Source organism: Pedobacter zeae (assembly GCF_014196715.1).
Taxonomy (GTDB): Bacteria; Bacteroidota; Bacteroidia; order Sphingobacteriales; family Sphingobacteriaceae; genus Pedobacter; species Pedobacter zeae.
This window is the reverse complement of the sequence record NZ_JACIEF010000005.1, coordinates 1-23,653: the sequence shown is the minus strand read 5'-3', so window position 1 is coordinate 23,653 and position 23,653 is coordinate 1. Positions and strand designations below refer to the sequence as shown.

Annotated in this window: 22 protein-coding genes; 20 read left to right on the top strand and 2 right to left on the bottom strand. The window is 39.9% G+C overall.

Features of this window, described 5'->3' with window-relative positions; all coding sequences use genetic code 11:
• The first annotated feature begins 155 nt into the window (after positions 1 to 155).
• The 18 genes from GGQ60_RS22130 (at position 156) to GGQ60_RS22045 (ending at position 19,897) form a co-directional block, all read left to right on the top strand.
• A complete protein-coding gene (locus GGQ60_RS22130; protein WP_183768509.1) occupies positions 156 to 3,086 on the top strand; it encodes a TonB-dependent receptor in 2,931 nt (976 codons plus the stop codon).
• Between the two features lie 47 nt (positions 3,087 to 3,133).
• Entirely contained in the window at positions 3,134 to 4,039 is a 906-nt protein-coding gene (locus GGQ60_RS22125; RefSeq protein ID WP_183768507.1) for a TIM barrel protein, read from the top strand.
• Between the two features lie 279 nt (positions 4,040 to 4,318).
• Positions 4,319 to 4,903: a gluconate 2-dehydrogenase subunit 3 family protein gene (locus GGQ60_RS22120; protein WP_183768506.1), complete on the top strand. Its 585-nt coding sequence runs from the start codon at positions 4,319 to 4,321 to the stop codon at positions 4,901 to 4,903.
• A gap of 25 nt (positions 4,904 to 4,928) precedes the next feature.
• The gene (locus tag GGQ60_RS22115) at positions 4,929 to 6,629 is read left to right on the top strand and encodes a GMC oxidoreductase (protein ID WP_183768504.1); all 1,701 of its coding nucleotides are present in this window, start codon (positions 4,929 to 4,931) and stop codon (positions 6,627 to 6,629) included.
• Positions 6,630 to 6,853: 224 nt separating this feature from the next.
• Positions 6,854 to 8,011, top strand: a complete 1,158-nt coding sequence (locus GGQ60_RS22110; RefSeq protein WP_183768502.1) for a Gfo/Idh/MocA family protein — start codon at positions 6,854 to 6,856, stop codon at positions 8,009 to 8,011.
• 9 nt (positions 8,012 to 8,020) lie between these two features.
• The gene (locus tag GGQ60_RS22105; protein ID WP_183768500.1) at positions 8,021 to 9,079 is read left to right on the top strand and encodes a sugar phosphate isomerase/epimerase family protein; all 1,059 of its coding nucleotides are present in this window, start codon (positions 8,021 to 8,023) and stop codon (positions 9,077 to 9,079) included.
• An 87-nt stretch (positions 9,080 to 9,166) separates the two neighbouring features.
• On the top strand, positions 9,167 to 9,550 hold the full coding sequence (locus tag GGQ60_RS22100) for a c-type cytochrome (RefSeq protein ID WP_183768498.1): 384 nt from the start codon (positions 9,167 to 9,169) through the stop codon (positions 9,548 to 9,550).
• A gap of 32 nt (positions 9,551 to 9,582) precedes the next feature.
• Positions 9,583 to 11,040, top strand: coding sequence for a Gfo/Idh/MocA family protein (locus tag GGQ60_RS22095; RefSeq protein ID WP_183768496.1), 1,458 nt, complete (start codon positions 9,583 to 9,585; stop codon positions 11,038 to 11,040).
• A gap of 52 nt (positions 11,041 to 11,092) precedes the next feature.
• Complete coding sequence (locus tag GGQ60_RS22090; protein ID WP_183768494.1) at positions 11,093 to 11,773, top strand: 3-keto-disaccharide hydrolase; 681 nt, start codon at positions 11,093 to 11,095, stop codon at positions 11,771 to 11,773.
• Positions 11,774 to 11,937: 164 nt separating this feature from the next.
• On the top strand, positions 11,938 to 13,176 hold the full coding sequence (locus GGQ60_RS22085; RefSeq protein WP_183768493.1) for a nucleoside permease: 1,239 nt from the start codon (positions 11,938 to 11,940) through the stop codon (positions 13,174 to 13,176).
• A complete protein-coding gene (locus GGQ60_RS22080) occupies positions 13,157 to 14,068 on the top strand; it encodes a hydroxypyruvate isomerase family protein (protein ID WP_311635852.1) in 912 nt (303 codons plus the stop codon). Before GGQ60_RS22085 ends, GGQ60_RS22080 begins: the two co-directional genes overlap by 20 nt.
• Positions 14,069 to 14,078: 10 nt before the next feature.
• Entirely contained in the window at positions 14,079 to 14,954 is an 876-nt protein-coding gene (locus tag GGQ60_RS22075; protein WP_183768492.1) for a sugar phosphate isomerase/epimerase family protein, read from the top strand.
• Between the two features lie 8 nt (positions 14,955 to 14,962).
• Positions 14,963 to 15,835, top strand: coding sequence for a sugar phosphate isomerase/epimerase family protein (locus tag GGQ60_RS22070; RefSeq protein ID WP_229685188.1), 873 nt, complete (start codon positions 14,963 to 14,965; stop codon positions 15,833 to 15,835).
• A 237-nt stretch (positions 15,836 to 16,072) separates the two neighbouring features.
• Positions 16,073 to 17,062, top strand: a complete 990-nt coding sequence (locus GGQ60_RS22065) for an aspartate-semialdehyde dehydrogenase (RefSeq protein ID WP_183768491.1) — start codon at positions 16,073 to 16,075, stop codon at positions 17,060 to 17,062.
• A gap of 57 nt (positions 17,063 to 17,119) precedes the next feature.
• Positions 17,120 to 17,722, top strand: coding sequence for a CDP-alcohol phosphatidyltransferase family protein (locus GGQ60_RS22060; protein WP_183768490.1), 603 nt, complete (start codon positions 17,120 to 17,122; stop codon positions 17,720 to 17,722).
• A 72-nt stretch (positions 17,723 to 17,794) separates the two neighbouring features.
• Positions 17,795 to 19,204, top strand: coding sequence for a D-alanyl-D-alanine carboxypeptidase/D-alanyl-D-alanine endopeptidase (gene dacB, locus GGQ60_RS22055; protein WP_183768489.1), 1,410 nt, complete (start codon positions 17,795 to 17,797; stop codon positions 19,202 to 19,204).
• 79 nt (positions 19,205 to 19,283) lie between these two features.
• Positions 19,284 to 19,520: a hypothetical protein gene (locus tag GGQ60_RS22050; protein ID WP_183768487.1), complete on the top strand. Its 237-nt coding sequence runs from the start codon at positions 19,284 to 19,286 to the stop codon at positions 19,518 to 19,520.
• Positions 19,505 to 19,897: a type II toxin-antitoxin system VapC family toxin gene (locus tag GGQ60_RS22045; RefSeq protein ID WP_183768485.1), complete on the top strand. Its 393-nt coding sequence runs from the start codon at positions 19,505 to 19,507 to the stop codon at positions 19,895 to 19,897. Before GGQ60_RS22050 ends, GGQ60_RS22045 begins: the two co-directional genes overlap by 16 nt.
• 49 nt (positions 19,898 to 19,946) lie before the next feature.
• Here GGQ60_RS22045 and GGQ60_RS22040 read toward each other — a convergent pair whose 3' ends face one another.
• Together GGQ60_RS22040 and GGQ60_RS22035 are read right to left on the bottom strand one after the other, a co-directional pair.
• Positions 19,947 to 21,074, bottom strand: coding sequence for a hypothetical protein (locus tag GGQ60_RS22040; protein ID WP_183768483.1), 1,128 nt, complete (start codon positions 21,072 to 21,074; stop codon positions 19,947 to 19,949).
• Positions 21,074 to 21,706 carry an ABC transporter ATP-binding protein gene (locus GGQ60_RS22035; RefSeq protein ID WP_183768481.1) on the bottom strand — a complete coding sequence of 211 codons (633 nt, stop codon included), beginning with the start codon at positions 21,704 to 21,706 and terminating at the stop codon, positions 21,074 to 21,076. Before GGQ60_RS22035 ends, GGQ60_RS22040 begins: the two co-directional genes overlap by 1 nt.
• A gap of 74 nt (positions 21,707 to 21,780) precedes the next feature.
• Between GGQ60_RS22035 and GGQ60_RS22030 the strand changes: the two genes are divergently transcribed.
• Both GGQ60_RS22030 and GGQ60_RS22025 read left to right on the top strand, forming a co-directional pair.
• A complete protein-coding gene (locus tag GGQ60_RS22030) occupies positions 21,781 to 22,290 on the top strand; it encodes a GNAT family N-acetyltransferase (protein WP_183768479.1) in 510 nt (169 codons plus the stop codon).
• 72 nt (positions 22,291 to 22,362) lie between these two features.
• A complete protein-coding gene (locus GGQ60_RS22025; protein WP_183768477.1) occupies positions 22,363 to 23,211 on the top strand; it encodes a DUF2911 domain-containing protein in 849 nt (282 codons plus the stop codon).
• The last annotated feature ends 442 nt before the right edge of the window (positions 23,212 to 23,653 follow it).

Sequence of the window (23,653 nt, the reverse complement as noted above, 5' to 3'; positions counted from 1 at the left end):
ACAGCCCGTAATACGGCTCTATTTTCCATAATATTTTTCTAAAAAACAAAGCCGACAATGGGGGGCATTGCCGGCGAGTTAAATACATCAGAAATGTATTCATGGTATTTCTATGTCCAATAAATCCAATCATTTAATGAACAATAACCAAATTTATGAAAAAAAATCAACTTATTTCGCTGGCGATATATGCAATGAAAGTTTCGATTTACCAAATACTTGCAATAATAATTTTTACCTGTGCTGCATTTGCAAATCATGTGGGCGCACAGGACTTTTTGAATACGCCCATTTCGATCAAAGCAGATCAAACCGATATTAAAACCATCATTGAAAAAACAGAGCAACTGGCCAATGTGAAGTTTGTTTACAGTCCACAGCTAATAAATTCAGGCCGTAAAGTTTCCATTAACGTTGTAAACCAAAAACTTAAATACTTTCTTGAGAATTCGCTAAAACGTTATGACGTGGGATATAGAATAGTTAAAGATCAGATTTTGCTCTATTCTATTCCCGCTAATAACAACCTCGAGCTCTTAAAGGCCTTCGAAGGCATTGTAACCGGAAAAGTAACCGATAGTAAAGGTAATCCCCTTCCAGGTGTTTCAGTTACCGTAAAAGGAAAATCTATCGGTACTACCACCGACGAAAATGGCGCTTTTGCTTTAAAAGGCTTAACGGTAGATAGCCGTATTTTAATTGTACGCTATGTTGGTTTCATCTCCAAAGAAGTAAATCTTTCTCCAGGCAATGCCGACGAAAACCTGAGCATCACCCTATCAGAAGATAATCTGCAGTTAGAAAGTGTGATGGTTACCGGCGGTAACCCCAAGAAAAAACTGGAAAGCAGTGTGGCCCTAACCTCTGTAAGCAATAAAGACATCACCAACAGGGCACCTTTAAACAGCACCGATTTACTAAAGGCTATACCAGGCCTCACTGTAGAAAGTACAGGTGGCGACGGTCCGGGCAATGTTTGGGTAAGGGGCTTTCCACAACAGGGCGGTTATATTTTCTTAGGCATACAAGAAGATGGCCTACCACTCTTACCAACAGGTTTCAATACTAACCCATCCGTAGATCAATATTACAAAACCGATTTAACCATTCAGAACATTGAAGCCATCAGAGGGGGGAATGCCTCAATTGTTCAGGCCAATACTCCTGGTGCTGTAGTAAATAACATCAGTTACGTGGGAGCAGATAAACAGTATGGCCAGTTCAAGTTTACAACAGGTTTTTCGCAAGGTCTGTACCGTTTTGATGGCAACACAGGGGGCAAAATAAACGACCAGATCAAATACAATATCGGTGGTTTTTACCGTACTGATAACGGTGTGGTAGACCAGGGTTTTAAACCGGCTAATGAGGGTGGACAGATTAAAGGCAACATCACTTTCAATTTTAAGAACAACAAAGGCTTTATCAGGGTATATGGTAAATACCTGAATGATAAGGTTCAGTTCTTACTAACAAGTTATTATCCTTATGATGGTACCGGGAAACCAACAACTTACCGCGATTATAATATGGCAACGCAATCAATTACGCCGATTCAAACCGATTGGAGTTATAATGATCCTACCAATGGGAGCCATAATTTTAGTTTAACAGATGGGATCCACACCAAATTAGGTTCAGGTGGTTTCCAATTCAACTACTTAACCGATAACGGTTGGCAAATTGTTAACAATTTCCGTTACCAAAATACACATACTAATTCTACTTATACAGCCCCTGCTGGGATAGTAGCGAGAACAGCAGCAACACCTTATTATTATCCGGGAGGTTCTGTAGCGCCTTTTGTAGCCGGAGATTATGTAATTACCTCTAACGCACAGGGACAGATTAACAGCGATGTGCAGATTGTGGATTACCTGGATTTAAGAAAAAAAGTAAAAAACCATAGCCTTAATATCGGATTAGGCATCCACCAGTATAACAGGGATGATTTACGTTATGCTTTCCGTTCATACACCGAATTTAAAGAACATCCAAGCATTTTACTACAATCGCCAACGGCGGCAGAGCGTACCATCCAAACCAAAAATACTTTTATTGGTGATACCAGGACACTATCTGCTTATGCAGGCGATGAAATTAAAATATCCGAAAAATGGCGTTTAGATATCGGTGCCAGAATTGACAATCAGAATGTTAAGGGCGACCGGCCTTATTATGCACTAAATGCAAATGGTACGGTTAATACCACCGCCAGCGCAACTCCTACAATTTTAGGTTACACGCATTATGATGAAACTTTAACCAATTGGGCCGCTTCTGTAGGCGCCAACTACAAAATAAGCGCTACATCAAGTATTTTTGCCAGGGCTACAAAAGCTTATAACGCTCCAAATATTGGCGATTATAATGCATCCGCCTATAATGCGGCAAACATCAAAAAACGCCCTGTTTATTTAGGTGAAATTGGTTTTAAATATGCTAAAAACAACCTGGCGATCTTTGCTTCAGGAAGTTACTCCGCAATTAAAAATACATCGTTAACCATTAATGTTCCAACGGTTGCCTCAGGTTTGCAGGCATTGGTAGCATTTGGCTCTACCCGCACCTGGAGTGCCGAGTATGAAGTTTCATACAAAATTGCTAAGCCGCTAAGCTTACGTTTAACCGGAACATTACAAGACTCCAAATACACCGATTATGAAGCAAATACCAGTGGCAATGCTGCTGTAGCGGCCGAATTTGGCAACCGCATCTACAGCTTCACGGGCAACAGGACCGAACGCGTTCCTGTACTCAACACCGAACTTGGCGCTAACTACGATCATAAAAACTTTAATTTATATGTGGCAGCAAATTATGTGGGCAGCCGTTTCACTTCACCCAGCGAAAGTTACGAGTTACCAGGTTATGTGGTAATGAAAGCCGGTGCAGGGTACAATTTTACTAAAAAGATTTCAATACGATTTTGGGCAGACAACTTGTTAAATGCAAAAGTGTTGACAGAGGGCGATGTTCGGGGAGATCAGTTCAGAGATTTCTCTACCGTTACCCCTGGTCAATTAATGATTGGCAGAACATTACTTCAACGTACCTTCTGGGGATCATTAGCTTATTCATTCTAACAGGTAAACCGGAGTTTACACTCCGGTTTTTTTAATTCTAAAACATCATGACAACAAGAAGATCATTTTTACAAAAAGTAAGCCTGGCTGGTGCAGCAGCTTTTTTGGCTCCACCATTCGTAACAAAAGTTTTAGCAGCCCCTGCTAAAATTTCAAAAATCGGGATCGGTCTCTTCACTTTAAGGGAACAATTAACAGCTGATGTAAAGGCAACAATAGAAGAAGTAGCCAAAATCGGTTATAGCCAGGTAGAAACCTATTATGGCTACCCGGGAAAATACGAAGTGAGTGGTTTTTGGGGCTTGAAAGCAAAAGACTTTGATTCCCTATTAAAAGCAAATGGCCTCACCTCTCCCAGTGGCCATTATAACGTAACGGAATTTTTATCATCGGGCGACGATAAAATATTAAAATCGCATATCGAAACAGCAGCCACTGTTGGCCAGCAATATTTTGTTATTCCTGCATTACCCACCGATATCAGGGCCAACGGAACATTGGATGATTATAAACGCATGGCTGCAAAATTTAATCAGGCAGCCGAACTTTGCCAAAAAGCGGGCTTAAAACTGGCTTACCACAACCATAACTTCGAATTTAAAGATCAGGGCAATGGCGCCACAGGCTACGAAATCCTGCTCACCGAAACCGATACTAGGCTGGTGGGTTTTGAACTCGATATTTTTTGGGCAGTAAATGCCGGTTTAAACCCGGTCGATATGTTCAGGAAAAATCCGGGCCGTTATAAAATGTTCCATGTTAAGGATATGGATAAAGCAGATAAAGCGGTGTTCGTGGAAGTGGGTTCTGGCAGGATAGATTTCAAGAGCATTTTTGCTGCTTCGAAACTGGCTGGAGTCGATTATATTTTTACGGAACAGGATATCATCAAAAAAGCGCCATATGAGAGTATTGCCGAAAGTTATAATTACATTAAAAGAAATCTGATTTAAGCAGGTATTCGCCCTAAAAAACTGGTGTTTTGTGATTTATTTATAAATAATAGGATTACTTTTACTAAATGTATTTTTTACACCAAGTAAAACCGGCAAAAAAACACAGTTTAAATTGCAATGAAGTAAGAAATTAATACTTATTTAGAATAATTCTATTCAGTAACAATCGCATTGCATGCCGATAAATTAATTCAAAAAAGTTATTCTTTCCATTATATTTTTTCTAATATTACTCATTCAACACATAAGTAACCAATATATAAAATCATAACAACGATGCACAGAAGAGAAGCACTCAAAAACGTTGCATTTTTGCTGGGAGGAGCAATCTCAGCCAGTACAATGGGCGTTTTATTTGAAAGTTTTACCTTACCGGAAAACGAGAAGAACTTTGTCCTCTATTCGTTAGAAGACGAGAAGATTTTTGCAGAATTTGCCGATATTATTGTCCCGACGACCAAATCATCTGCCGGTGCTAAAGCTGCGGGCTTAGGGAAGTTTATTCCAATGATGATGAAAGATTGTTACCCTGCAACGATGCAAGCCTCATTTGCTCAGGGCTTCAAAGATCTTCAGGCAAAGTCAATGAAAGATTTCGGAAAAAGTTATATCACCTTAACGCCAGCTGAACGTAAGAAACTTATGATCGATTTAAGGGCAATCGCACTTGCTCAAAAAGAAAGCAAATCAGAAGAAAATAAAGATTTAGCCTACTTTTTTGTCACTGCAAGAGATTTAACTTTACTTGGCTACTATTCTTCAGAAATAGGTTGTACCAAAGCACGTGAATATGTGCTTATTCCGGGCCGGTATGATGGCAATGCGCCTTTAAAACCTGGCCAAAGATCTTGGGCAACCTAATTCCTAACAACAACTACAAAACATCATGAATTTAAATACAAATTTAAAAGCAGAAAATACTTACGATGCTATTGTTATAGGATCGGGGATTAGTGGCGGCTGGGCTGCAAAAGAACTTACCGAAAAAGGCTTACGTGTTTTAATGCTCGAAAGAGGGATGAACATTGAGCACATTACCGGTTACGAAAATGCTATGAAAAATCCATGGGATTTTAAACATGCAGGCCGATTAACCGAAGAGCAAAAACGTACCCACCCGGTACAGAAAAGAGATTACCCTTACCAGGAAGCGAACGAAAAATGGTGGGTGAACGATTTAGAATGTCCGTATACCGAAGATAAGCGTTTCGACTGGTACCGTGGTTTCCACGTTGGTGGTAAATCATTAATGTGGGGCCGCCAAAGCTATCGCTTAAGCGATCATAACTTCGAAGATAATGCAAGAGATGGCCACGGAAACGACTGGCCAATTCGTTATGCAGAACTTTCACCCTGGTATGATTATGCCGAGCGTTTTGCAGGCATAAGCGGTTCCAACGAAAACTGGCCAACCTGTCCTGATGGGCAGTTCTTACCTCCAATGGATCTAAACATTGTAGAAAAATCGGTAAAAAAACGTATAGAAGAACATTATAAAAGAGAACGGATTATGATGATTGGCCGTGTGGCCAACCTTACTGTTCCGCATAAAGGCCGGGGCAACTGCCAGTACAGGAACCTGTGCAGCAGAGGCTGTCCGTTCGGTGCTTATTTCAGTACGCAATCTTCTACCCTGCCTGCTGCTATGGCTACCAAACGTTTAACATTAAGGCCATATTCTATCGTTAATCATATCATTTACGATAAAGATACCAAAAAAGCTAAAGGGGTAATGGTAATTGATGCCCAAACCAACAAAACGATGGAGTTTTACGCCAAAATTGTTTTTGTAAACGGTTCTACGCTAGGTTCGACATTCATTTTATTAAACTCTACATCAGAAGCACATCCAAACGGACTGGGCAATGGCAGCGGGCAGCTGGGCCACAATTTAATGGATCACCATTTCCGTTGCGGTGCATCAGGCGAAGCAGAAGGCTTTGACGACAGATACACTTATGGTCGCCGTGCAAATGGAATTTATGTGCCAAGATATCAGAATATCGGTAACGATAAACGCGATTACTTACGAGGCTTCGGTTATCAGGGCGGTGCGAGCAGAAGCAACTGGCAAAGTGATGTTGCCGAGTTATCATTTGGTGCAGACCTGAAACAAAAAATGACTACTCCGGGAAAATGGACGATGGGATTAGGTGGCTTCGGAGAAATGCTTCCATACTACGAAAACAAGGTTTATATCGACCACAGCAAAAAAGACAAGTGGGGACAACCCGTATTGGCGATAGATTGCGAATACAAGGAAAATGAGAAAAAAATGCGTGTGGATATGATGAACGATGCTGCTGAAATGCTGGAAAAAGCAGGCATGAAAAACATCAAGACTTACGATAATGGTTGTTATCCGGGTATGGCGATCCACGAAATGGGTACCGCAAGGATGGGTAACGATCCGAAAACTTCTGTACTGAACAAATGGAACCAGATGCACGAAGTTAATAACGTTTTTGTAACCGATGGATCGTGTATGCCTTCTATTGCTTGTCAAAACCCATCGCTAACATTTATGGCGCTAACAGCGCGCGCTGCCGATTACGCAGTAAAGGAACTAAAGAAAAAGAATATCTAGAAAGGTTTAAAGCTTAAGGTTCGAGGTAGAAGGCGTAAGGTATAAGGTTTAATAAGCCGAAAATCTTAAACCTTTTACCCTGAACCTTTTTAAGGTAGCATAAACAGACGAATTACTTTAAAGCATAACACAAAACCTAATAAAAAACAGAGCAAGAGGTAAAAGATGTAAGGCATAGGAAAATCATCCTAAACCTTTAACCTTAAACCTCACACCTTTACAAAATGAAAAGAAAATTAAGAATGGGCATGATAGGCGGTGGAAAAGACGCCTTTATCGGTGCCGTACACCGTTTGGCCGCTAACATGGATGGCCTAATTGAATTATCTGCAGGTGCTTTAAGTGTAAATCCTGAAGTGGGATACGAATCGGGAAAAATGCTTTTTCTTCCAGACAACAGGATCTACAATAATTACGAAGAAATGCTGACCAAGGAAAGTGAGTTGCCAGCAGACGAAAGAATTGATTTTGTAACCATTGTTACCCCAAATTTTGCGCACTTTGCACCAGCCATGATGGCTTTGGATAAAGGTTTCAATGTGGTAATAGAAAAACCAATGACTTTAACCTTGGAAGAGGCTAAACAGTTACAGGCTAAAGTAGAAGAAACCGGCTTAACCCTTTGTTTAACGCATACCTATTCTGGTTATCCTATGGTTAAGCAGGCCAAACAGATGGTAAAAGAGGGCGAACTGGGTGCCATCCGCAAAATTGTAGTAGAATATCCTCAAGGTTGGCTAAGCACACTTTCTGAGCGCGAAGGAAATGCACAGGCAGCATGGCGTACCGACCCATCTAAAACCGGTAAAAGCGGTTGTATGGGCGATATTGGCACACATGCAGCACACCTTGCCGAGTATATCTCCGGATTGAAAATAACCAAAATCTGCGCCGACTTAAACATTGTCGTACCTGGAAGAGCTATTGATGATGATGGCAACGTGCTGTTGAAATTCGATAACGGAGCCAACGGTGTATTGGTAGCTTCACAAATTGCCGCCGGCGAAGAAAACGCTCTAAAAATCAGGGTATATGGCGAAAAAGGTGGTTTGGAATGGCACCAGATGGAACCAAATACGCTAATTGTAAGATGGTTAAATGCTCCTGCCCAGATCTACAGAACCGGCAATGGTTATATGGGTAGTTTTGCAAAACACAATACCCGTACCCCGGGCGGTCACCCAGAAGGTTATTTAGAGGCATTTGCCAACATTTATAGAAACTTTGCTCTTACGGTAAATGCAAAATTAAACCATGAGCAGCCTACTGCAGAAATGCTCGATTTTCCTGGCACAGCAGACGGTATCAGGGGGATGGCATTCATCGAAAATGTAGTGGCTTCAAGCCAATCAGATCAAAAATGGTTCGACTATAAATTATAATCATCCGGCATGACAACGATAAAAGGACCAGCAGTATTTTTAGCACAATTTATAAGCGACGAAGCCCCATTTAATTCTTTAGATAGTATCTGCAAATGGGCAGCAGGATTAGGTTTCAAAGGAATCCAGATGCCAACGTTAGATGCAAGGTTTATCGATCTTCAGAAGGCTGCTGAAAGCAAAACTTATGCAGACGAATTGAAAGGTAAAATTGCCAGTTATGGCTTAGAAATTACCGAACTGTCTACACACCTCCAAGGCCAGCTGGTTGCAGTTCACCCTGCCTATGATGACCTGTTTGATGCATTTGCACCAAAAGAATTACATAAAAACCCGAAAGCAAGAACAGAATGGGCTGTACAACAAATGAAATATGCTGCCAAAGCATCACAAAACCTCGGCTTAAACGCACATGCAACCTTTAGTGGTTCTTTATTGTGGCAATATTTCCACCCCTGGCCGCAACGTCCGGCAGGATTGGTTGAAGAAGGTTTTGCAGAACTGGCAAAACGATGGACACCAATCTTAAACGAATTCGACCAATGTGGTGTTGATGTTTGTTACGAGATACACCCCGGAGAAGATTTATTTGATGGCGAAACCTACGAAATGTTCCTCGCTGCGGCAAATAATCACCCCCGGGCATGCTTATTGTACGACCCATCTCACTTTGTGTTGCAACAATTGGATTACATTCAATACATCGATTTTTACCACGAACGCATCAAAGCCTTCCATGTAAAGGACGCAGAATTTAACCCTACAGGCAAACAAGGCACTTTTGGTGGATACCAAAGTTGGGCAAACCGCGCCGGACGCTACCGCTCACCCGGAGATGGGCAAGTTGATTTTAAAACCATTTTTAGTAAATTAGCCCAATATGATTTTAAAGGTTGGGCCGTTATGGAATGGGAATGCTGCATTAAAAACCAGCAGGATGGTGCCCGCGAAGGCGCAGAGTTCATCAAAAAGAATATCATTAACGTAACCGATAAAGCATTTGATGATTTTGCTGCATCAGGTAGCGATAGCGCTTTCAATAAAAGAATATTAGGATTACAAGAATAACAACACATGAAAGTCTGTATGAGCAACAAAGAACTAAAATATTACCGCTTGTACATGCTTGATTGCAATTAAAACAACACACAACACATGAAAAAAACATTTTTAATTTTAGGCGCTGTAGTCGTTTTTATGGCGTCGTTTACAAAAGCCGATTTAGCGAAAGAGAAAACCGTGGTAGCAACGGCAACAATGACCAACCATGCTGCTTTTCAATCCAATCCGGGTGAAAAACTGATCAATAAATCAGACTGCCTGGGCTGCCACAACAAAACCAACAAAATTATTGGCCCTGCTTACGTAGACATTGCAAAAAAATATCCGGCTACCGAAAAAAACATCAACATGTTAGCCGATAAAATCATTAAAGGTGGAACAGGAGTTTGGGGCAATATGCCGATGACCGCTCATGCTACGCTTAAAAAAGATGACGCAAAATTAATGGTAAAGTATATTTTATCTTTAAAAAAGTAATCTTAACCGATTAACTAATCAATTTACCGCCTATGAAAACGGAGCAAGAAAATAAAAACACGAGCAACCGCCGTGATTTTATTAAAACCACAGCTATAGCTGCCGCTGCTTTTATGATTGTACCCCGCCATGTTTTAGGTGGCCCAGGTTATTTAGCACCAAGCGACCGTTTATTGGTTGCCGGTATCGGTGTTGGAGGAAAAGGACAAAGCGATTTGGAAATGTTCAACAAAAGCGGAAAAGCAAACATTGCTTTTTTATGTGATGTTGACGACCGCCGTGCAGCCAATAGTGTAAAAGCTTTCCCTAAAGCAAAATACTATAAAGACTGGCGCGAGATGCTGGATAAAGAGCATAAGCACTTCGACGCTGTATCGGTTTCTACTCCCGATCATAACCATGCCATCCAGGCTTTAGCAGCCATGCAGCTGGGCAAACATGTTTACGTGCAAAAACCTTTAACACACGATATTTATGAAGCGCGTATACTAACCGCAGCTGCTAAAAAATATAAAGTGGTTACACAGATGGGTAATCAGGGTGCATCAAACGACGGTCCGCGCCAAATGAAAGAATGGTACGAAGCCGGTTTAATCGGCGACGTACATACGGTTTATGCCTGGACTAACCGTCCGGTTTGGCCGCAAGGCATTCCATGGCCAAGCAAAAAAGCAGAAATTCCTAAAGAATTAGACTGGAATTTATGGCTGGGAACAGCTCCTGACAAGGATTTTGTTGATAAATTGGTTCCTTTTAACTGGCGCGGCTGGTGGGATTATGGAACCGGTGCCTTGGGCGACATGGGCTGCCACCTAATCGAAGCTCCGTTTAGCGTATTAAATTTAAAATATGCCAAGGAAGTTGAGGCAAGTGTAGGTTCTGTTTACGTAGACGAATTTAAACGTGGTTATTTCCCTGAAAGCTGTCCTCCATCAAGTCATGTTACCTTAAAATTCCCTAAAACGAATAAAACCGAAGGCGATATTACTTTACACTGGATGGACGGTGGTATCCAACCCGAACGCCCTGAAGAATTAGAGGCAAACGAAACTTTTGGCGATGGCGGTAACGGTACCCTCTTTATTGGAACAAAAGGTAAAATGATGTGCGAAACGTATAGCGCAAATCCAAAATTATTGCCTTTAAGTAAAAACAAAGACATTAAAGTGGAACCAAAATACACCCGCGTACCTGATGGTGCAAACGGGCATTACAAACAATGGGTTGAAGCAGCAATTGCCGGTTATGGCAAGCAGGAAGTGAGTTCGCCTTTCGAAATTGCAGGTCCGCTAACGGAAGCATTGTTGATGGCTAACCTGGCCATCAGGAGTTTCGATATCCAAAAAACGGTAAACGATAAAGTTACCTACCCTGGCAGGTACATTAAAATGCTTTGGGATAACGATAATATGAAAGTAACCAATTTCGACGAAGCAAACCAGTTTGTAAAGCGCGAATACCGTAAAGGCTGGAACAATTTAACCCTTTAATTTCCCAAACCTGATAGGTTTTAAAATCTACGAGGTTTAATTTAAAAAAAATATGAAAAAAATCTTTCTTTCTGCTTGCATCATGCTGGCAGTTACGCAAATATCAAAAGCCCAAAAGGGTTTTAAACCGCTTTTCGATGGTAAAACCACCACGGGTTGGCATACTTACAACAAAACTACCGTTGGTAGCGCCTGGCAAGTTCAGGATGGGGCATTACACTTAGACCTGGCTAAAAAAGGCCCTAATGGCGGTGGCGATTTAGTTACCGACAAAGAATACGGCGATTTCCATTTGAAATATGAATGGAAAGTGGCTCCAAAAGCAAATAGCGGTCTTGTTTTTTACGTTCATGAAGAACCTAAATACCATGCTACCTATTCAACCGGGTTGGAAATGCAGGTCATTGATAACGATGGTCACCCAGATGGAAAAATAACCAAACACCGTGCTGGTGATTTATATGACCTGGTAAAAAGCTCATCAGAACCGGTTAAACCTGTTGGTGAATGGAATAAAGCAGAAATTATCAGCAAAAAAGGCAAGCTAACTTTGATATTAAATGGTGTTGAAGTAGTAAAAACCACCCTTTGGGACGATAACTGGAAAAAGCTTGTTGCAGGCAGTAAATTTGCCAACTGGGAAAACTGGGGTACTTTCAAAACCGGTAAAATCGCTTTACAAGACCACGGTGATGAAGTGTGGTACAAAAACATCTCTATTAAAGAACTATAAAGAGGTTGCAGGCGCAAGGGAAAAGGCCGAGAGCTTTCTCCCTTGCACTTTAATTATATATTAAAGTTAGAGAGCGGGAAAGCGTAAGTTACCCGTTTTCGCATTAACCTCATCTCCCCTTTACCTTTAACCTTACACCTTAATACAACCCTCATATAAACCAAATGAATAGCACTACTCGCTTTAAACTTTCTGCCATGATGTTCCTTGAATTTTTTATCTGGGGCGCATGGTTTGTAACTTTAGGAGCTTTTTTAAACAATAACTTAAAGGCAACCAATTCTGAAATTGGTTCTGTATTTTCGACACAGTCATGGGGAGCTATTATTGCTCCGTTTATTATAGGCCTTATTGCCGACAGGTATTTTAACGCTGAAAGGATTTTAGGTGTTCTACACATTATTGGTGCTATTTTAATGTACCAGATGTACAGTGCACCAGATGTAAGTGTTTTCTACCCTTACGTTTTAGCTTATATGATTTTGTTCATGCCAACCCTTGCACTGGTAAATTCGGTTTCTTTTAATCAGATGAAAGATGCAGAAAAAGAATTTGCAAACATCAGGGTATTTGGTACAATCGGTTGGATTATTGCTGGTTTATTGATCAGTTTTGCGTTCCACTGGGATTCTCCGGAAGGAATACAGGCTGGGCTACTAAAAAGTACCTTTTTAATGGCTGGTATCGCCTCTCTTGCATTAGGTTTATTCAGCTTTACTTTACCGGCTACTCCTCCAAAGGTTGCAAAAGATGAAAAAATAAAACTAGGCGACATTTTAGGATTAGATGCATTAAAATTATTAAAAGATAAAAATTTTGCTGTTTTCTTTATTTCTTCTATCCTGATCTGTATCCCATTGGCCTTCTATTATCAAAATGCAGGCCTTTTCCTGGCAGATATTAAAGTTTCTAACCCAACGGGTAAAATGGCTATAGGCCAGGTTTCAGAAGCATTGTTTTTGCTTGCAATTCCTGTATTCTTTTCAAAATACGGCTTTAAGAAAACCATTTTAGTGGGTATGCTCGCCTGGGCAGTCCGTTATCTTCTTTTTGCTTATGGTAATGCCGGCAGCTTAAGCTTTATGCTGATCATCGGGATTGCACTTCATGGTGTTTGCTACGATTTCTTTTTTGTTTCCGGCCAGATTTACACCAACTCAAAAGCCGGAGAAAAATTTAAAAGTGCAGCGCAGGGTATTATTACCCTCGCAACTTATGGCCTTGGTATGTTAATCGGTTTTAAGGTTGCCGGATTAATTACAGATATGTACAAAACCGGAAATGTAACCGATTGGAAAATGGTTTGGATTATTCCTGCGGGAATTGCAGCGGCAGTTTTCTTATTATTCGCACTGCTGTTCAATGATAAAACCAAATCGGAAATTGAAACTAAAACAGTTTAACATGACCTCAAACATCAATAGAAGAAATGCTTTAAAAAACATCGTTGCAGGTACCGCTGCCATCGGTGTTTCATCAGGACTATCAGCCTTAGCAATGGATAAATCAGAATCAGATCAGCCACTTAAACTAAAAGGAAATATTAATCATGCTGTTTGCCGTTGGTGTTTTAGCAGCTTCGAGTTAGAAGCACTCTGCATCGAAGCCAAAAAGATAGGCATTAAGGGGATTGATCTGGTTGGTCCTAAAGATTGGCCAACCTTAAAAAAATATGGCTTAGAATCAACCATGTGTAATGGTGCCGAGATCAATTTGGTGGATGGTTTTAACGATGAAAAATTTCACGAAAAGCTGATTCAGAATTATACTGCCATGATTCCGCTCGTTGCCGAAGCCGGATATAAAAACTTAATCTGCTTTAGCGGTAACCGAAGGGGTAAAGACGATGAAACAGGCTGGAACAATTGCGTTAAAGGCTTGAAACAGTTAATTCCTTTGGCAGAAAAACACAATGTTGTTCTGGTAATGGAGCTTCTAAACAGCAAAATCAACCATAAAGATTACCAATGCGACAGAACCTCGTGGGGTGCCGAGCTTTGTAAACGTGTGGGTTCGGAAAACTTTAAATTGTTATATGATATTTATCATATGCAGATAGATGAGGGCGATGTAATCAGGAACATCAAAGATTATCATCAGTATATTGCCCACTACCATACTGCCGGTGTACCTGGCCGTAATGAAATAGACGATACCCAGGAACTATACTACCCTGCCATTATGAAAGCCATTGCCGAAACTGGCTTTAAAGGTTTCGTTGCGCAAGAATTTTTACCTAAAAATGCAGATAAAATGGCTTCCTTAAAAAAGGCAGTTACCATCTGCGACATTTAAAAATAGACCTATGATATCAAGAAGAAATTTTATATTAAACAGCAGTATGGCTGCAGCGGCAGCACTGTTGGTTCCATCTTTTGTTTTTGCTGCTGCTGATAAAAGAGCCGTTGGCCTTCAATTATATTCTTTAAGAGAGGAATTGCCAAAAGATGTAAAAGGAACGATCGCAAAAATTGCCAAGGCTGGCTTTAAAGAAGTGGAAACCTATGGTTTTTCAATAAAGGATCAGTTTTGGGGATTAACACCTAAAGAATTTAAAGCGTTATTGGATGCGAATGGATTAAAAGCCCCAAGCGGTCACTATGGTTTAGGTACTTATTTAAGCGATGGCAACACCGTTGAGCTAAAAGCAGCTATCGCGGCAGCAAAAGTACTTAAAAGCGAATATGTAACTGTTCCGTGGTTGGATTCAAGTATCAGAAAGAATGCCGACGATTATAAAAAAATTGCAGCCAGGTTAAACGAAGCCGCTAAAATGTGTAAAGCCGCCGGCATCCGTTTGGCCTACCATAACCACAATTTCGAATTCGACAAAATAGGCAATACCACCGGTTACGAAATTTTGTTAAAAGGTACTGATAAAAAACTAGTCGATTTCGAACTCGACCTATATTGGGTGGTACGTTCAGGAAACGATCCGATTAAATTGTTTAAGGAAAACCCTGGCCGTTTTACCATGTGGCATGTTAAGGATATGGACAAAGCGAACCCTGCATTAAATGCTGAAGTAGGAACCGGATCCATTAACTTCAAATCTATTTTTGCCAATGCTAAGCTTTCGGGCATGAAACACTTTTTTGTAGAGCACGAAACCAATTACAAGCCAAACCCACTGGAATCGGTTACAGCCAGCTGCGCTTACATTAAAAAAGAAATTATTTAATTTTTTAAATGATGAATTCGAGAAGAACATTCTTAAAACAGGCAGGATTAGCTGCCGGAGCTGCATTCTTAATCCCTTCTTTTGCTTTTGATAAAGCGAGTAAAAATGTGGGCATTCAATTATATTCCCTACGCGGCGAACTGCCAAAAGATGTAAAAGGGGTTATTGAAAAAGTAGCACAGGCGGGGTACAAAGAGGTGGAAACCTATGGATTTTCCAATGGGAAGTTCTGGGGCTTAACACCTAAAGAATTTAAAGCCTTGCTTGATGCCAATGGGTTAAAAGCACCAAGTGGTCATTACGGCATGGATGATTTTTCAAAAACGGGCAAAACGGATAAATTAAAAGCCGATATCGAATCATCAGCAGCCATTGGAGGTAAATATTTTACAATTGCCGGCGCTCATGTAGATACCAGTAAGGGTATTGACGGTTTCAAAAAAACTGCCGACGACTTTAATAAAGTTGCCGAAATTGCCAAAGCATCAGGCTTAAAATTTGCTTACCATAACCATGATTTTGAATTTAAAAAGTTGGACGGTACCACCGGCTATGATGTTTACTTAAGCGAAACTGACAAAAATTTGGTCAATTTTGAAATGGATTTGTATTGGGTTGTACGCTCAGGAAACGATCCATTAGCTTTGTTTAAAAAGTATCCGGGCCGTTTCCCGATGTGGCATGTTAAAGATATGGACAAAACCAAGCCGGAATGGAATACCGAAGTTGGACAAGGTTCAGTTGATTTTAAAACCATTTTTGCACAGGCAAAACTTTCGGGCATGCAACATTTCTTTGTTGAGCAGGAAACCAACTATAAACCCGACCCAATTGGTTCTATCAAAACCAGCTGCGATTATATTAAAGCAAACCTGGTATAAACTTTCCTCAGCCTTGCAGGTTAATCCCCTGCAAGGTTTATCCTCCCTTTTCCAGCTCTGTAGCTGCCCGCGAACCGGTTCTATTGTGTTTTCTTCATAAAACCATGTTATTTATTGAAAAAATAATATTTCTGCCATTAAAAGCAAATTAAATTGGCAACGATAGGGATATAAGCTTAATTTTTAGCATATTTGGGCTTATATCAAATAATTAATAAAAAATAATTAAAATTTAAAATGAAAGTAGCAGTAGTGGGTGCCACCGGATTGGTGGGCACTGTCATGTTAAAAGTATTGGAGGAGAGAAATTTCCCTTTAACAGAGTTGATTCCCGTAGCATCAGAAAAGAGTGTTGGTAAGGAAATTACTTTTAAGGGTAAGAAGTTCCCAATTGTTAGCATGGATACTGCAATCAGCATGAAACCAGATATCGCTTTGTTTTCGGCAGGTGGAAATACTTCATTGGAACACGCGCCACGTTTTAAAGAAGCGGGAGCAACAGTTATCGATAACTCTTCTGCATGGCGAATGGACCCGGCCATTAAATTGATCGTACCGGAAGTTAATGCACACGAACTATCCATTGATAATAAAATTATTGCCAACCCAAACTGTTCTACCATCCAAATGGTGGTAGTTTTAAAACCTTTGCACGATAAATACAAAATTAAACGTGTAGTGGTTTCTACTTACCAATCGGTTACCGGTACAGGCGTTAAAGCAGTTGAGCAGTTAATGAATGAGCGTAAAGGCATTGATGGCCCTAAGGCTTATCCATACGAAATAGACTTGAACGTTCTTCCGCATATCGACATTTTCACTGATAACGGATATACCAAAGAAGAAATGAAAATGGTTAAGGAAACGAACAAAATTATGAGCGACGACAGCATTAAAGTTACCGCTACAACGGTTCGTATCCCGGTAATGGGCGGGCATTCAGAATCAGTAAATATTGAATTTGAAAATGATTTCGATTTAGCCGAAGTGCGCAGCATTTTAGAGAAAGCACCAGGTGTAATTGTTGTTGATGATGTAGCCAACTTAAAATACCCAATGCCAAAAGACGCTCATGAAAAAGATGAGGTTTTTGTAGGCCGTATCCGTAGAGACGAATCGGCGCCTAAAGCCTTAAACCTTTGGATTGTTGCCGATAACTTACGTAAAGGCGCTGCAACCAACGCTGTTCAGATTGCGGAATACCTGGTTCAGAAAGAATTGGTTTAATCAATAATACTACAGCCCTCCGATTTACATCGGGGGGCTTTTTTATGTGCGCTATCCGTGAAAAACATCCCTATTGCTTTAATTTATTCAAGGTTACTCATTGGCTTTGCCATACTTTTACTCAGTGTTTTTCAGGTGGCACATTATCCTTTTTTAGCCATTCCCCTCCTATCCATTGGTTTGCTAACCGATGTGTTTGATGGCATTATTGCACGCCGTTTTAATATATCATCCGAAAAACTGCGCCGTTTAGACTCCAGTATCGACCAGGTGTTTTTTATTTCCGTAGCGGTAGCTACCTACATCCAATGTCCTGATTTTTTTAAAAACAACTTCGTTAAACTGATCGTTCTGGTTGCATTCGAGGCTTCAACCTATTTAGTATGTTACTTTAAATTTAAAAGAGAGATTGCTACCCACTCTATCGGCGCCAAAATATGGACCCTCATTTTATTTGCCACATTGGTAGAAGTAATGGCCCATTGCCAATCGGTGTTTTGGTTTGAGCTTTGCGTTTGGGTTGGTCTGGCTACCCGTTTAGAAATTCTGGCTATCGTTTTCACGCTCAAAAAATGGACAAACGATGTACCCACCATCTATCATGCAATAAGATTAAGACAGGGGAAGGAAATCAAACGCAACAGGTTATTTAACGGATAAGGTTAAAATCATAGAATTTAGTGATTATAATCTCTTTTTATATATAATTTAGTGATTACCATATCTTCACAAATGAAATTTTTAAAACTCCTTTTTATCTTCCTGTCTCTTTCCTTTACCCAAAGCTTTGCCCAAAACAGGATCCAAAACATCGAAAAAGCCTTTAACAATTTATTGAACGACGAACAGGCTAAACATGCTATCGTTTCGCTATGCGTTTTGGATGCCAATACAGGTAAAACGCTTTACGCCAAAAATGAGCAAATCGGTTTGGCCACCGCTTCAACGCTAAAAACCATTACTGCGGCAACAGCTTTTAGTATTTTAGGAAAAGATTTTCAATTTCAGACTACCCTGGCCTACACCGGTACGGTTACCGCTGATGGAACATTAAAGGGAAATTTAATAATAATAGGCAGTGGCGACCCTACCTTGGGTTCATGGCGTTATCAAAACAAAGAAAATACCGTTTTAACGCAATGGGTTGCCGCTATAAGATCGGCTGGCATAAAAAAAATTGAAGGCGGTATAATTGGCGACGACCGTATTTTCGGTTCGCAGACTACGCCTGAAGGCTGGGTTTGGCAGGATATTGGCAATTATTATGGCGCAGGAACCTCTGGCCTGGCCTGGCGGGAAAATCAGTTCGATATTCACCTTCGGCCCGGCAGTAGCACATCCGATGAAGTGAGAATCGTAAAAATGGTTCCGGCAACTCCTTACATCCAAATAGTAAATGAGTTAAAAACCGGTGCGGCAGGTACCGGCGACAGGAGTTATGCTTTTCTTCCACCTTATAGCAATGTTGCTTACCTCCGCGGTAGCTGGGGTATGGGCATTACAAAACCGGGAATTTCAGTCGCCAGTCCTGACCCTGCTTTTGATTGCGCATACCGTTTGCAGGATACGCTAAAAAGATTGGGCATAAATACTAGTCAGCAAGCCACCACCACCCGCCTGATGGCTTTAAATAACCAGACTGTTCCGCTTGTAACGCAAAAAATAAGCACCATCAGTTCTCCTATCCTGAGCGATATGATTTACTGGTTTTTAAAGAAAAGCATCAACCTGTATGGCGAGAGTTTATTAAAAACCATTGCCATAAAGTCAGGAAAAGAAGCAAGTACCGCAAAAGGCGCTGAAGCTGAAATTTCTTTTTGGGCCAGTAAAGGCATCGAAAAATCGGCATTGAACATTATCGATGGCAGTGGGCTTTCGCCAGGCGACAGGATTACAACAGCAGCCATGGCCAGCATTTTATTCCAGATTCAAAAAGAAAGCTGGTTTGCTGATTATTACAAAGCATTGCCTGAATACAATGGTATGAAAATTAAAAGCGGAACCATAAATGATGTTTCGGCCTTTGCAGGTTACCATACAGATACCGCCGGGAACAAATATGTTGTGGTGATCAATATCAATAACTATAACGGAAGTGGCATCAATAAAAAATTATTTAAGGTACTGGATGAACTGAAGTAAAAACAAAAAGTACGTCTTTAAAAGTGCATGTAAAAATCTGCAACTTGATTAAATTTTTAATATTTTGTATTTTTGGTATATGGAAATAACAATCGACATAGGTTATGAACAATTGCTTGCAGCGATAAAAAAACTTCCGGCAGCAAAAATAAAACAATTAAAATCAGTTTTAAATGATGAGTTTATTGAACAAAAAGCATCAAATGACTTATCTGATTTCCAGGAATTTTTGCTCAAAGGACCTATAATGAATGAAGAGCAGTACAAACAGCATCAGGCAAATAGGAAAAACTTCAATTCATGGAGAACGAAGTAATTTGCTTGGATACATCTATTTTGATTGATTTTTATCGAAAACGAATAAAAGAGAAAAGTACATTCTATCAGTTAACCAAAGTTTATAATCTTTTTGCAGTCTCTATTATTACAGAATATGAGATTATGATTGGTGCTAAAGCAGAGGAAGTTGATTTTTGGAAAGATTTTTTTGACCGGGTAACCATACTTCCTTTTGATAAGCAATCAAATGATATTGCTATAAAAATTACAAAAGAGCTCAAAAAGAAAAACAGTTTGGTTGAAATTCCTGATATTTTTATTGGGGCAACAGCATTAGCCAGAAAAATAAAAATTGCTACACTTAATAAAAAACACTTCGAAAGAATTACTGACCTGGAATTAATTGAAATATAATCAAGTACAGATGCTCTTACTGTTAATTCAGGTTATCTTAAAACAAGAATTAATTTAATGCATAATCGTTCAAATAATTTCCCTTAAACACCAGCCAGGCCGTAACAATATTCATCGGAATGAGTATTAAGCCTAATCCAAATATAATCACAATATAGAAAAGGAAAAACTGGCAGAAAACCAGGATTAAAAATCCTTTAATCCGGATCCCATCCAACAAAAGCAAGCTTCTAAATGAAAGGATAGCGGAAAAAGCAAATGCAGCCAACCCGAGTGAAGTTATCAATCCAAAACGGTTAGCCATCCAGCATATTTCGGGTAATAATAAAAGGAGATAGTTTAAACCAAAGCTAAAAAACATTTTTGCTTTGGGAAAAGGGAAATTAGGTAAGAAAGCCAGATAACGATTGTTAAAAACCCTTTCCTGGTAGATCAGTACCGCATGCGCCACCACAATACAGGAAGTAATAAGCATTAACAACCTCGAATTTTCTTTAATATCGGCGAAAAGCATAAATACACTGGAAATCAATAACCACGAAAGGAGTTTTGTAAGTACATAAGCCAACTTCGACTGGTTGAAAACCTGAAAACTGTACAATAAAAAAACCGGTTTATTCCATTTTCTGCTGATCCGTACCAGCCAATTAAATGTGTTTTTTGTTATTAAACGATTATTTTCTTTCAGACTGAGATAAGCGCAGCCAATAATAAGCAGCAGTTGGAAGCATAAAATGCCGGTCGAAATAAGATAATAACCAAAAACCAGCCCGATTATGCTGGCATAGAACGTATAGGACAAAACAGGGATAAATAAATAAACCTGAACAATGCACCAGGTTTTAAACTGCTGCTTTTTAGAAGAAGCCGTAAAACTATAATACAAAAACTCCTGTTGTGGTAAAGCAAGTTGGCTGGTTACATATTGCAGGCCTTTATAAGCATATAATACACTGGCAAACAGATAAAACCCCATAATTAACGGATTGCTCACCAAACTGATGGTAAAAAAAAACTGCCAAAAATCAATCTGATCGGGCATAACCGTACCTAAAGTATTAATGAACAAACAATAACTGATCAACATGACAAAAACAAACACCAGCATGCCTGCATGGGTACGGTAAAACCCACCTACAAATATTTTTCTTAGTGCCAGATTTGAAAGCTGCAACATTAAAAGTTCAGAATTATTTTTTTGTCGTCAATATTAATTTGCCTGAGTCCGGGCAGTTTTATCCCATCAAGTGGCTGATGAGATGACAAAAGAAAACTGATCCCCTCTTCCTTATGTTTTTTATTGATCCAATGGTATAATACTTCGAGTGATTCGGCATCGATGGTATTTAAAGGTTCATCCAATAAAATCAGTTTCGGTTTTCCTAAAAAGGCCAGTACCAGCGAAAGTTTTTTCAGCATGCCGCTCGAATAGGAACTCAAAGGATTATGTATGTAATCTTTCATACGCATTTCGCTAAGCAAAGCCTCCGCCTGATCAATACCTCCACCCTTCGCTTTTGCAAAAAGACCGATCATTTCCGCACCGCTTAAAAATTCGGGGAACAAGGGCTCAGCCGCTGCAAAATTGACCAGTTTCCGGTACGCAATACCATGATCTTTTAAGTAAATGGTGCCAATTGCAATATCGCCCTGAAAAGAAAGTATTCCGGCAATGGCCTTCAGCAGCGTACTTTTGCCAGAGCCATTGCTTCCTTTTATCCAAAAAACGCCCTGGGGAAGCTTAATATTAGCTATCTTTAAAACAAGATGACCGGAATAAGATTTTTCAAACTGATTGAAGTGTAACATAAAGACATTTCAATTCTGACTTTATTTTTATTAAAAAGTTACAGCTTATTTCATCCTGATAAAATTTTAAACCCATGCAAATAATTTTACGCCCTTATCAGCCGGGTGATGTTGAAGATTTAGTTAAACATGCCAATAATGTTAATATTTCCAAATACCTGACTAATAAATTTCCTTTCCCATATGAAAAAAAAGATGGAGAAGCTTTTATCCGGTTGGCGTTGAGTCACGATCCGCTACAGATCAAAGCCATTGTGTTAAATGGCGAGGTAATCGGATCGATAGGGGTGCATCAATTGGCCGATATTTATAGTAAAAGTGCAGAAATGGGTTATTGGATTGCCGAAGATTTTTGGGGGAAAGGAATTGTTCCGATAGCCATAAAAGAGATGCTTAAATATGGTTTCGATACTTTTGATATTGAACGGATTTTCGCCCGAACCGCACATACCAACTTTGCTTCGCAACAGGTTTTAAAAAAATCGGGGTTTATTTTCGAGGCAGAACTAAAAGGCACTATTTTTAAAAATGGCGAATATTTTGACGAACTTATTTTTGGATTCAGAAAAAATCAATTGATCTAACTGCTGCACTAAAATTTTTGCCAAAGTCAGTGCGAATTGCGTAAATTCGTCAAAACCAAAAACAACAAAACAATGAAATTATCGATCAAAACAGTGGTACTGTTTGTGGCACTTTTGGGGACAGCAGACTTTGCAGGCGCCCAGGAAGCCAAATTCCCACAAGCCAGCAGTGGCCAAACCATCATCCAGGATTTTGGATTGGGCAAAATAACGTTAACCTACTCTCGACCCAATGTTAAAGACCGTAAAATTTTTGGCGGCATGGAGCCCATGGGCGTCGTTTGGCGTAATGGTGCAAATGCAGCTACACGCATTAAATTTACGGATGCCGTTAAAATTGAAGGCAAAGATTTACCTGCAGGCGAATATGGCCTTTTCAGTATCCCGGGTAAAAAAGAATGGACTGTTATTTTTAACAAAATTGCCGATCAGTGGGGTGCATACGAATATAAGGAAAGTGATGATGTGCTTCGCGTAACAGTTAAAACAACAGCTTTAAAAGATAAAGTAGAAACATTAACCATGCAGTTCTCGGCTGTTAGCGAAACTTCGGCAACTTTAAACATGATGTGGGAGCATAGTGCCTATGCTATCAATATTACGACTTCAATTGATGAAAAAGTGATGGCCAATATTGCCGAAGCGATGAAAGGTGAAAAGAAACCGTATTTTGCGGCTGCCCAATACTATTTTCAACATGGAAAAGATTTGAAACAAGCTTTGGAATGGATGACAGAAGCAGAAAAATCGGATCCGAAAGCACCCTGGTTTAAACTTTGGAAAGGCCGTATACAGCTGAAAATGGGCGATAAAACAGGTGCAATGGTTACTGCCCAGCAAGGAATAGATGCTGCCAAAGCCCAAAAAATTGATGAATATGTCCGCTTAAATTCTGAACTTTTGGCTGAAACTAAAAAATAAGCTGTTAAAAAATATTTTAACGAACCGTTGAATTACTTCAACGGTTTTTCTATGTAAGGATTAGTCGATTTCAAGAAATATTATACAATGGTCCCGACATAAAGTTGGGAGTAATGGAAAAAGGAACTACACCGTTAAGAACCACAGACCATCCATTTCCCAACCCTAAAATTATTATTTTTTAGGGGAGCGCAATGCTGGTGCAAAACAGCAAGTTTCTCCCCGTTTTACGCTTATACACTTTCCCGAAAATTCGGGATACCTCGTTGCTGCAGGGTAATGCTTCAACCGGGGCTAGGTGGCCAATGCAGTATTTCATTTTTAGGGCTTGCCGGGTGCAGAAACCCTTGTTACTAAACCCGTATTCTATGGTTTTTGCAAATAAATTTTAAAATATTTAAGCAGCAATACCAAGATCTTTCTTATAAGGCCTTTCTTTCAA

Excerpts from the sequence above, each read along its gene's own strand:
- GGQ60_RS22110 (WP_183768502.1), top strand. The coding sequence starts at position 6,854 with ATGAAAAGAAAATTAAGAATGGGCATGATAGGCGGTGGAAAAGACGCC.
- GGQ60_RS22050 (WP_183768487.1), top strand. The coding sequence starts at position 19,284 with ATGGAAATAACAATCGACATAGGTTATGAACAATTGCTTGCAGCGATA.
- GGQ60_RS22040 (WP_183768483.1), bottom strand. The coding sequence starts at position 21,074 with ATGTTGCAGCTTTCAAATCTGGCACTAAGAAAAATATTTGTAGGTGGG.
- dacB (WP_183768489.1), top strand. The coding sequence starts at position 17,795 with ATGAAATTTTTAAAACTCCTTTTTATCTTCCTGTCTCTTTCCTTTACC.
- GGQ60_RS22115 (WP_183768504.1), top strand. The coding sequence starts at position 4,929 with ATGAATTTAAATACAAATTTAAAAGCAGAAAATACTTACGATGCTATT.
- GGQ60_RS22035 (WP_183768481.1), bottom strand. The coding sequence starts at position 21,706 with ATGTTACACTTCAATCAGTTTGAAAAATCTTATTCCGGTCATCTTGTT.
- GGQ60_RS22045 (WP_183768485.1), top strand. The coding sequence starts at position 19,505 with ATGGAGAACGAAGTAATTTGCTTGGATACATCTATTTTGATTGATTTT.
- GGQ60_RS22095 (WP_183768496.1), top strand. The coding sequence starts at position 9,583 with ATGAAAACGGAGCAAGAAAATAAAAACACGAGCAACCGCCGTGATTTT.
- GGQ60_RS22065 (WP_183768491.1), top strand. The coding sequence starts at position 16,073 with ATGAAAGTAGCAGTAGTGGGTGCCACCGGATTGGTGGGCACTGTCATG.
- GGQ60_RS22125 (WP_183768507.1), top strand. The coding sequence starts at position 3,134 with ATGACAACAAGAAGATCATTTTTACAAAAAGTAAGCCTGGCTGGTGCA.
- GGQ60_RS22105 (WP_183768500.1), top strand. The coding sequence starts at position 8,021 with ATGACAACGATAAAAGGACCAGCAGTATTTTTAGCACAATTTATAAGC.
- GGQ60_RS22100 (WP_183768498.1), top strand. The coding sequence starts at position 9,167 with ATGAAAAAAACATTTTTAATTTTAGGCGCTGTAGTCGTTTTTATGGCG.
- GGQ60_RS22120 (WP_183768506.1), top strand. The coding sequence starts at position 4,319 with ATGCACAGAAGAGAAGCACTCAAAAACGTTGCATTTTTGCTGGGAGGA.
- GGQ60_RS22075 (WP_183768492.1), top strand. The coding sequence starts at position 14,079 with ATGATATCAAGAAGAAATTTTATATTAAACAGCAGTATGGCTGCAGCG.
- GGQ60_RS22030 (WP_183768479.1), top strand. The coding sequence starts at position 21,781 with ATGCAAATAATTTTACGCCCTTATCAGCCGGGTGATGTTGAAGATTTA.
- GGQ60_RS22130 (WP_183768509.1), top strand. The coding sequence starts at position 156 with ATGAAAAAAAATCAACTTATTTCGCTGGCGATATATGCAATGAAAGTT.
- GGQ60_RS22090 (WP_183768494.1), top strand. The coding sequence starts at position 11,093 with ATGAAAAAAATCTTTCTTTCTGCTTGCATCATGCTGGCAGTTACGCAA.
- GGQ60_RS22085 (WP_183768493.1), top strand. The coding sequence starts at position 11,938 with ATGAATAGCACTACTCGCTTTAAACTTTCTGCCATGATGTTCCTTGAA.
- GGQ60_RS22070 (WP_229685188.1), top strand. The coding sequence starts at position 14,963 with ATGATGAATTCGAGAAGAACATTCTTAAAACAGGCAGGATTAGCTGCC.
- GGQ60_RS22025 (WP_183768477.1), top strand. The coding sequence starts at position 22,363 with ATGAAATTATCGATCAAAACAGTGGTACTGTTTGTGGCACTTTTGGGG.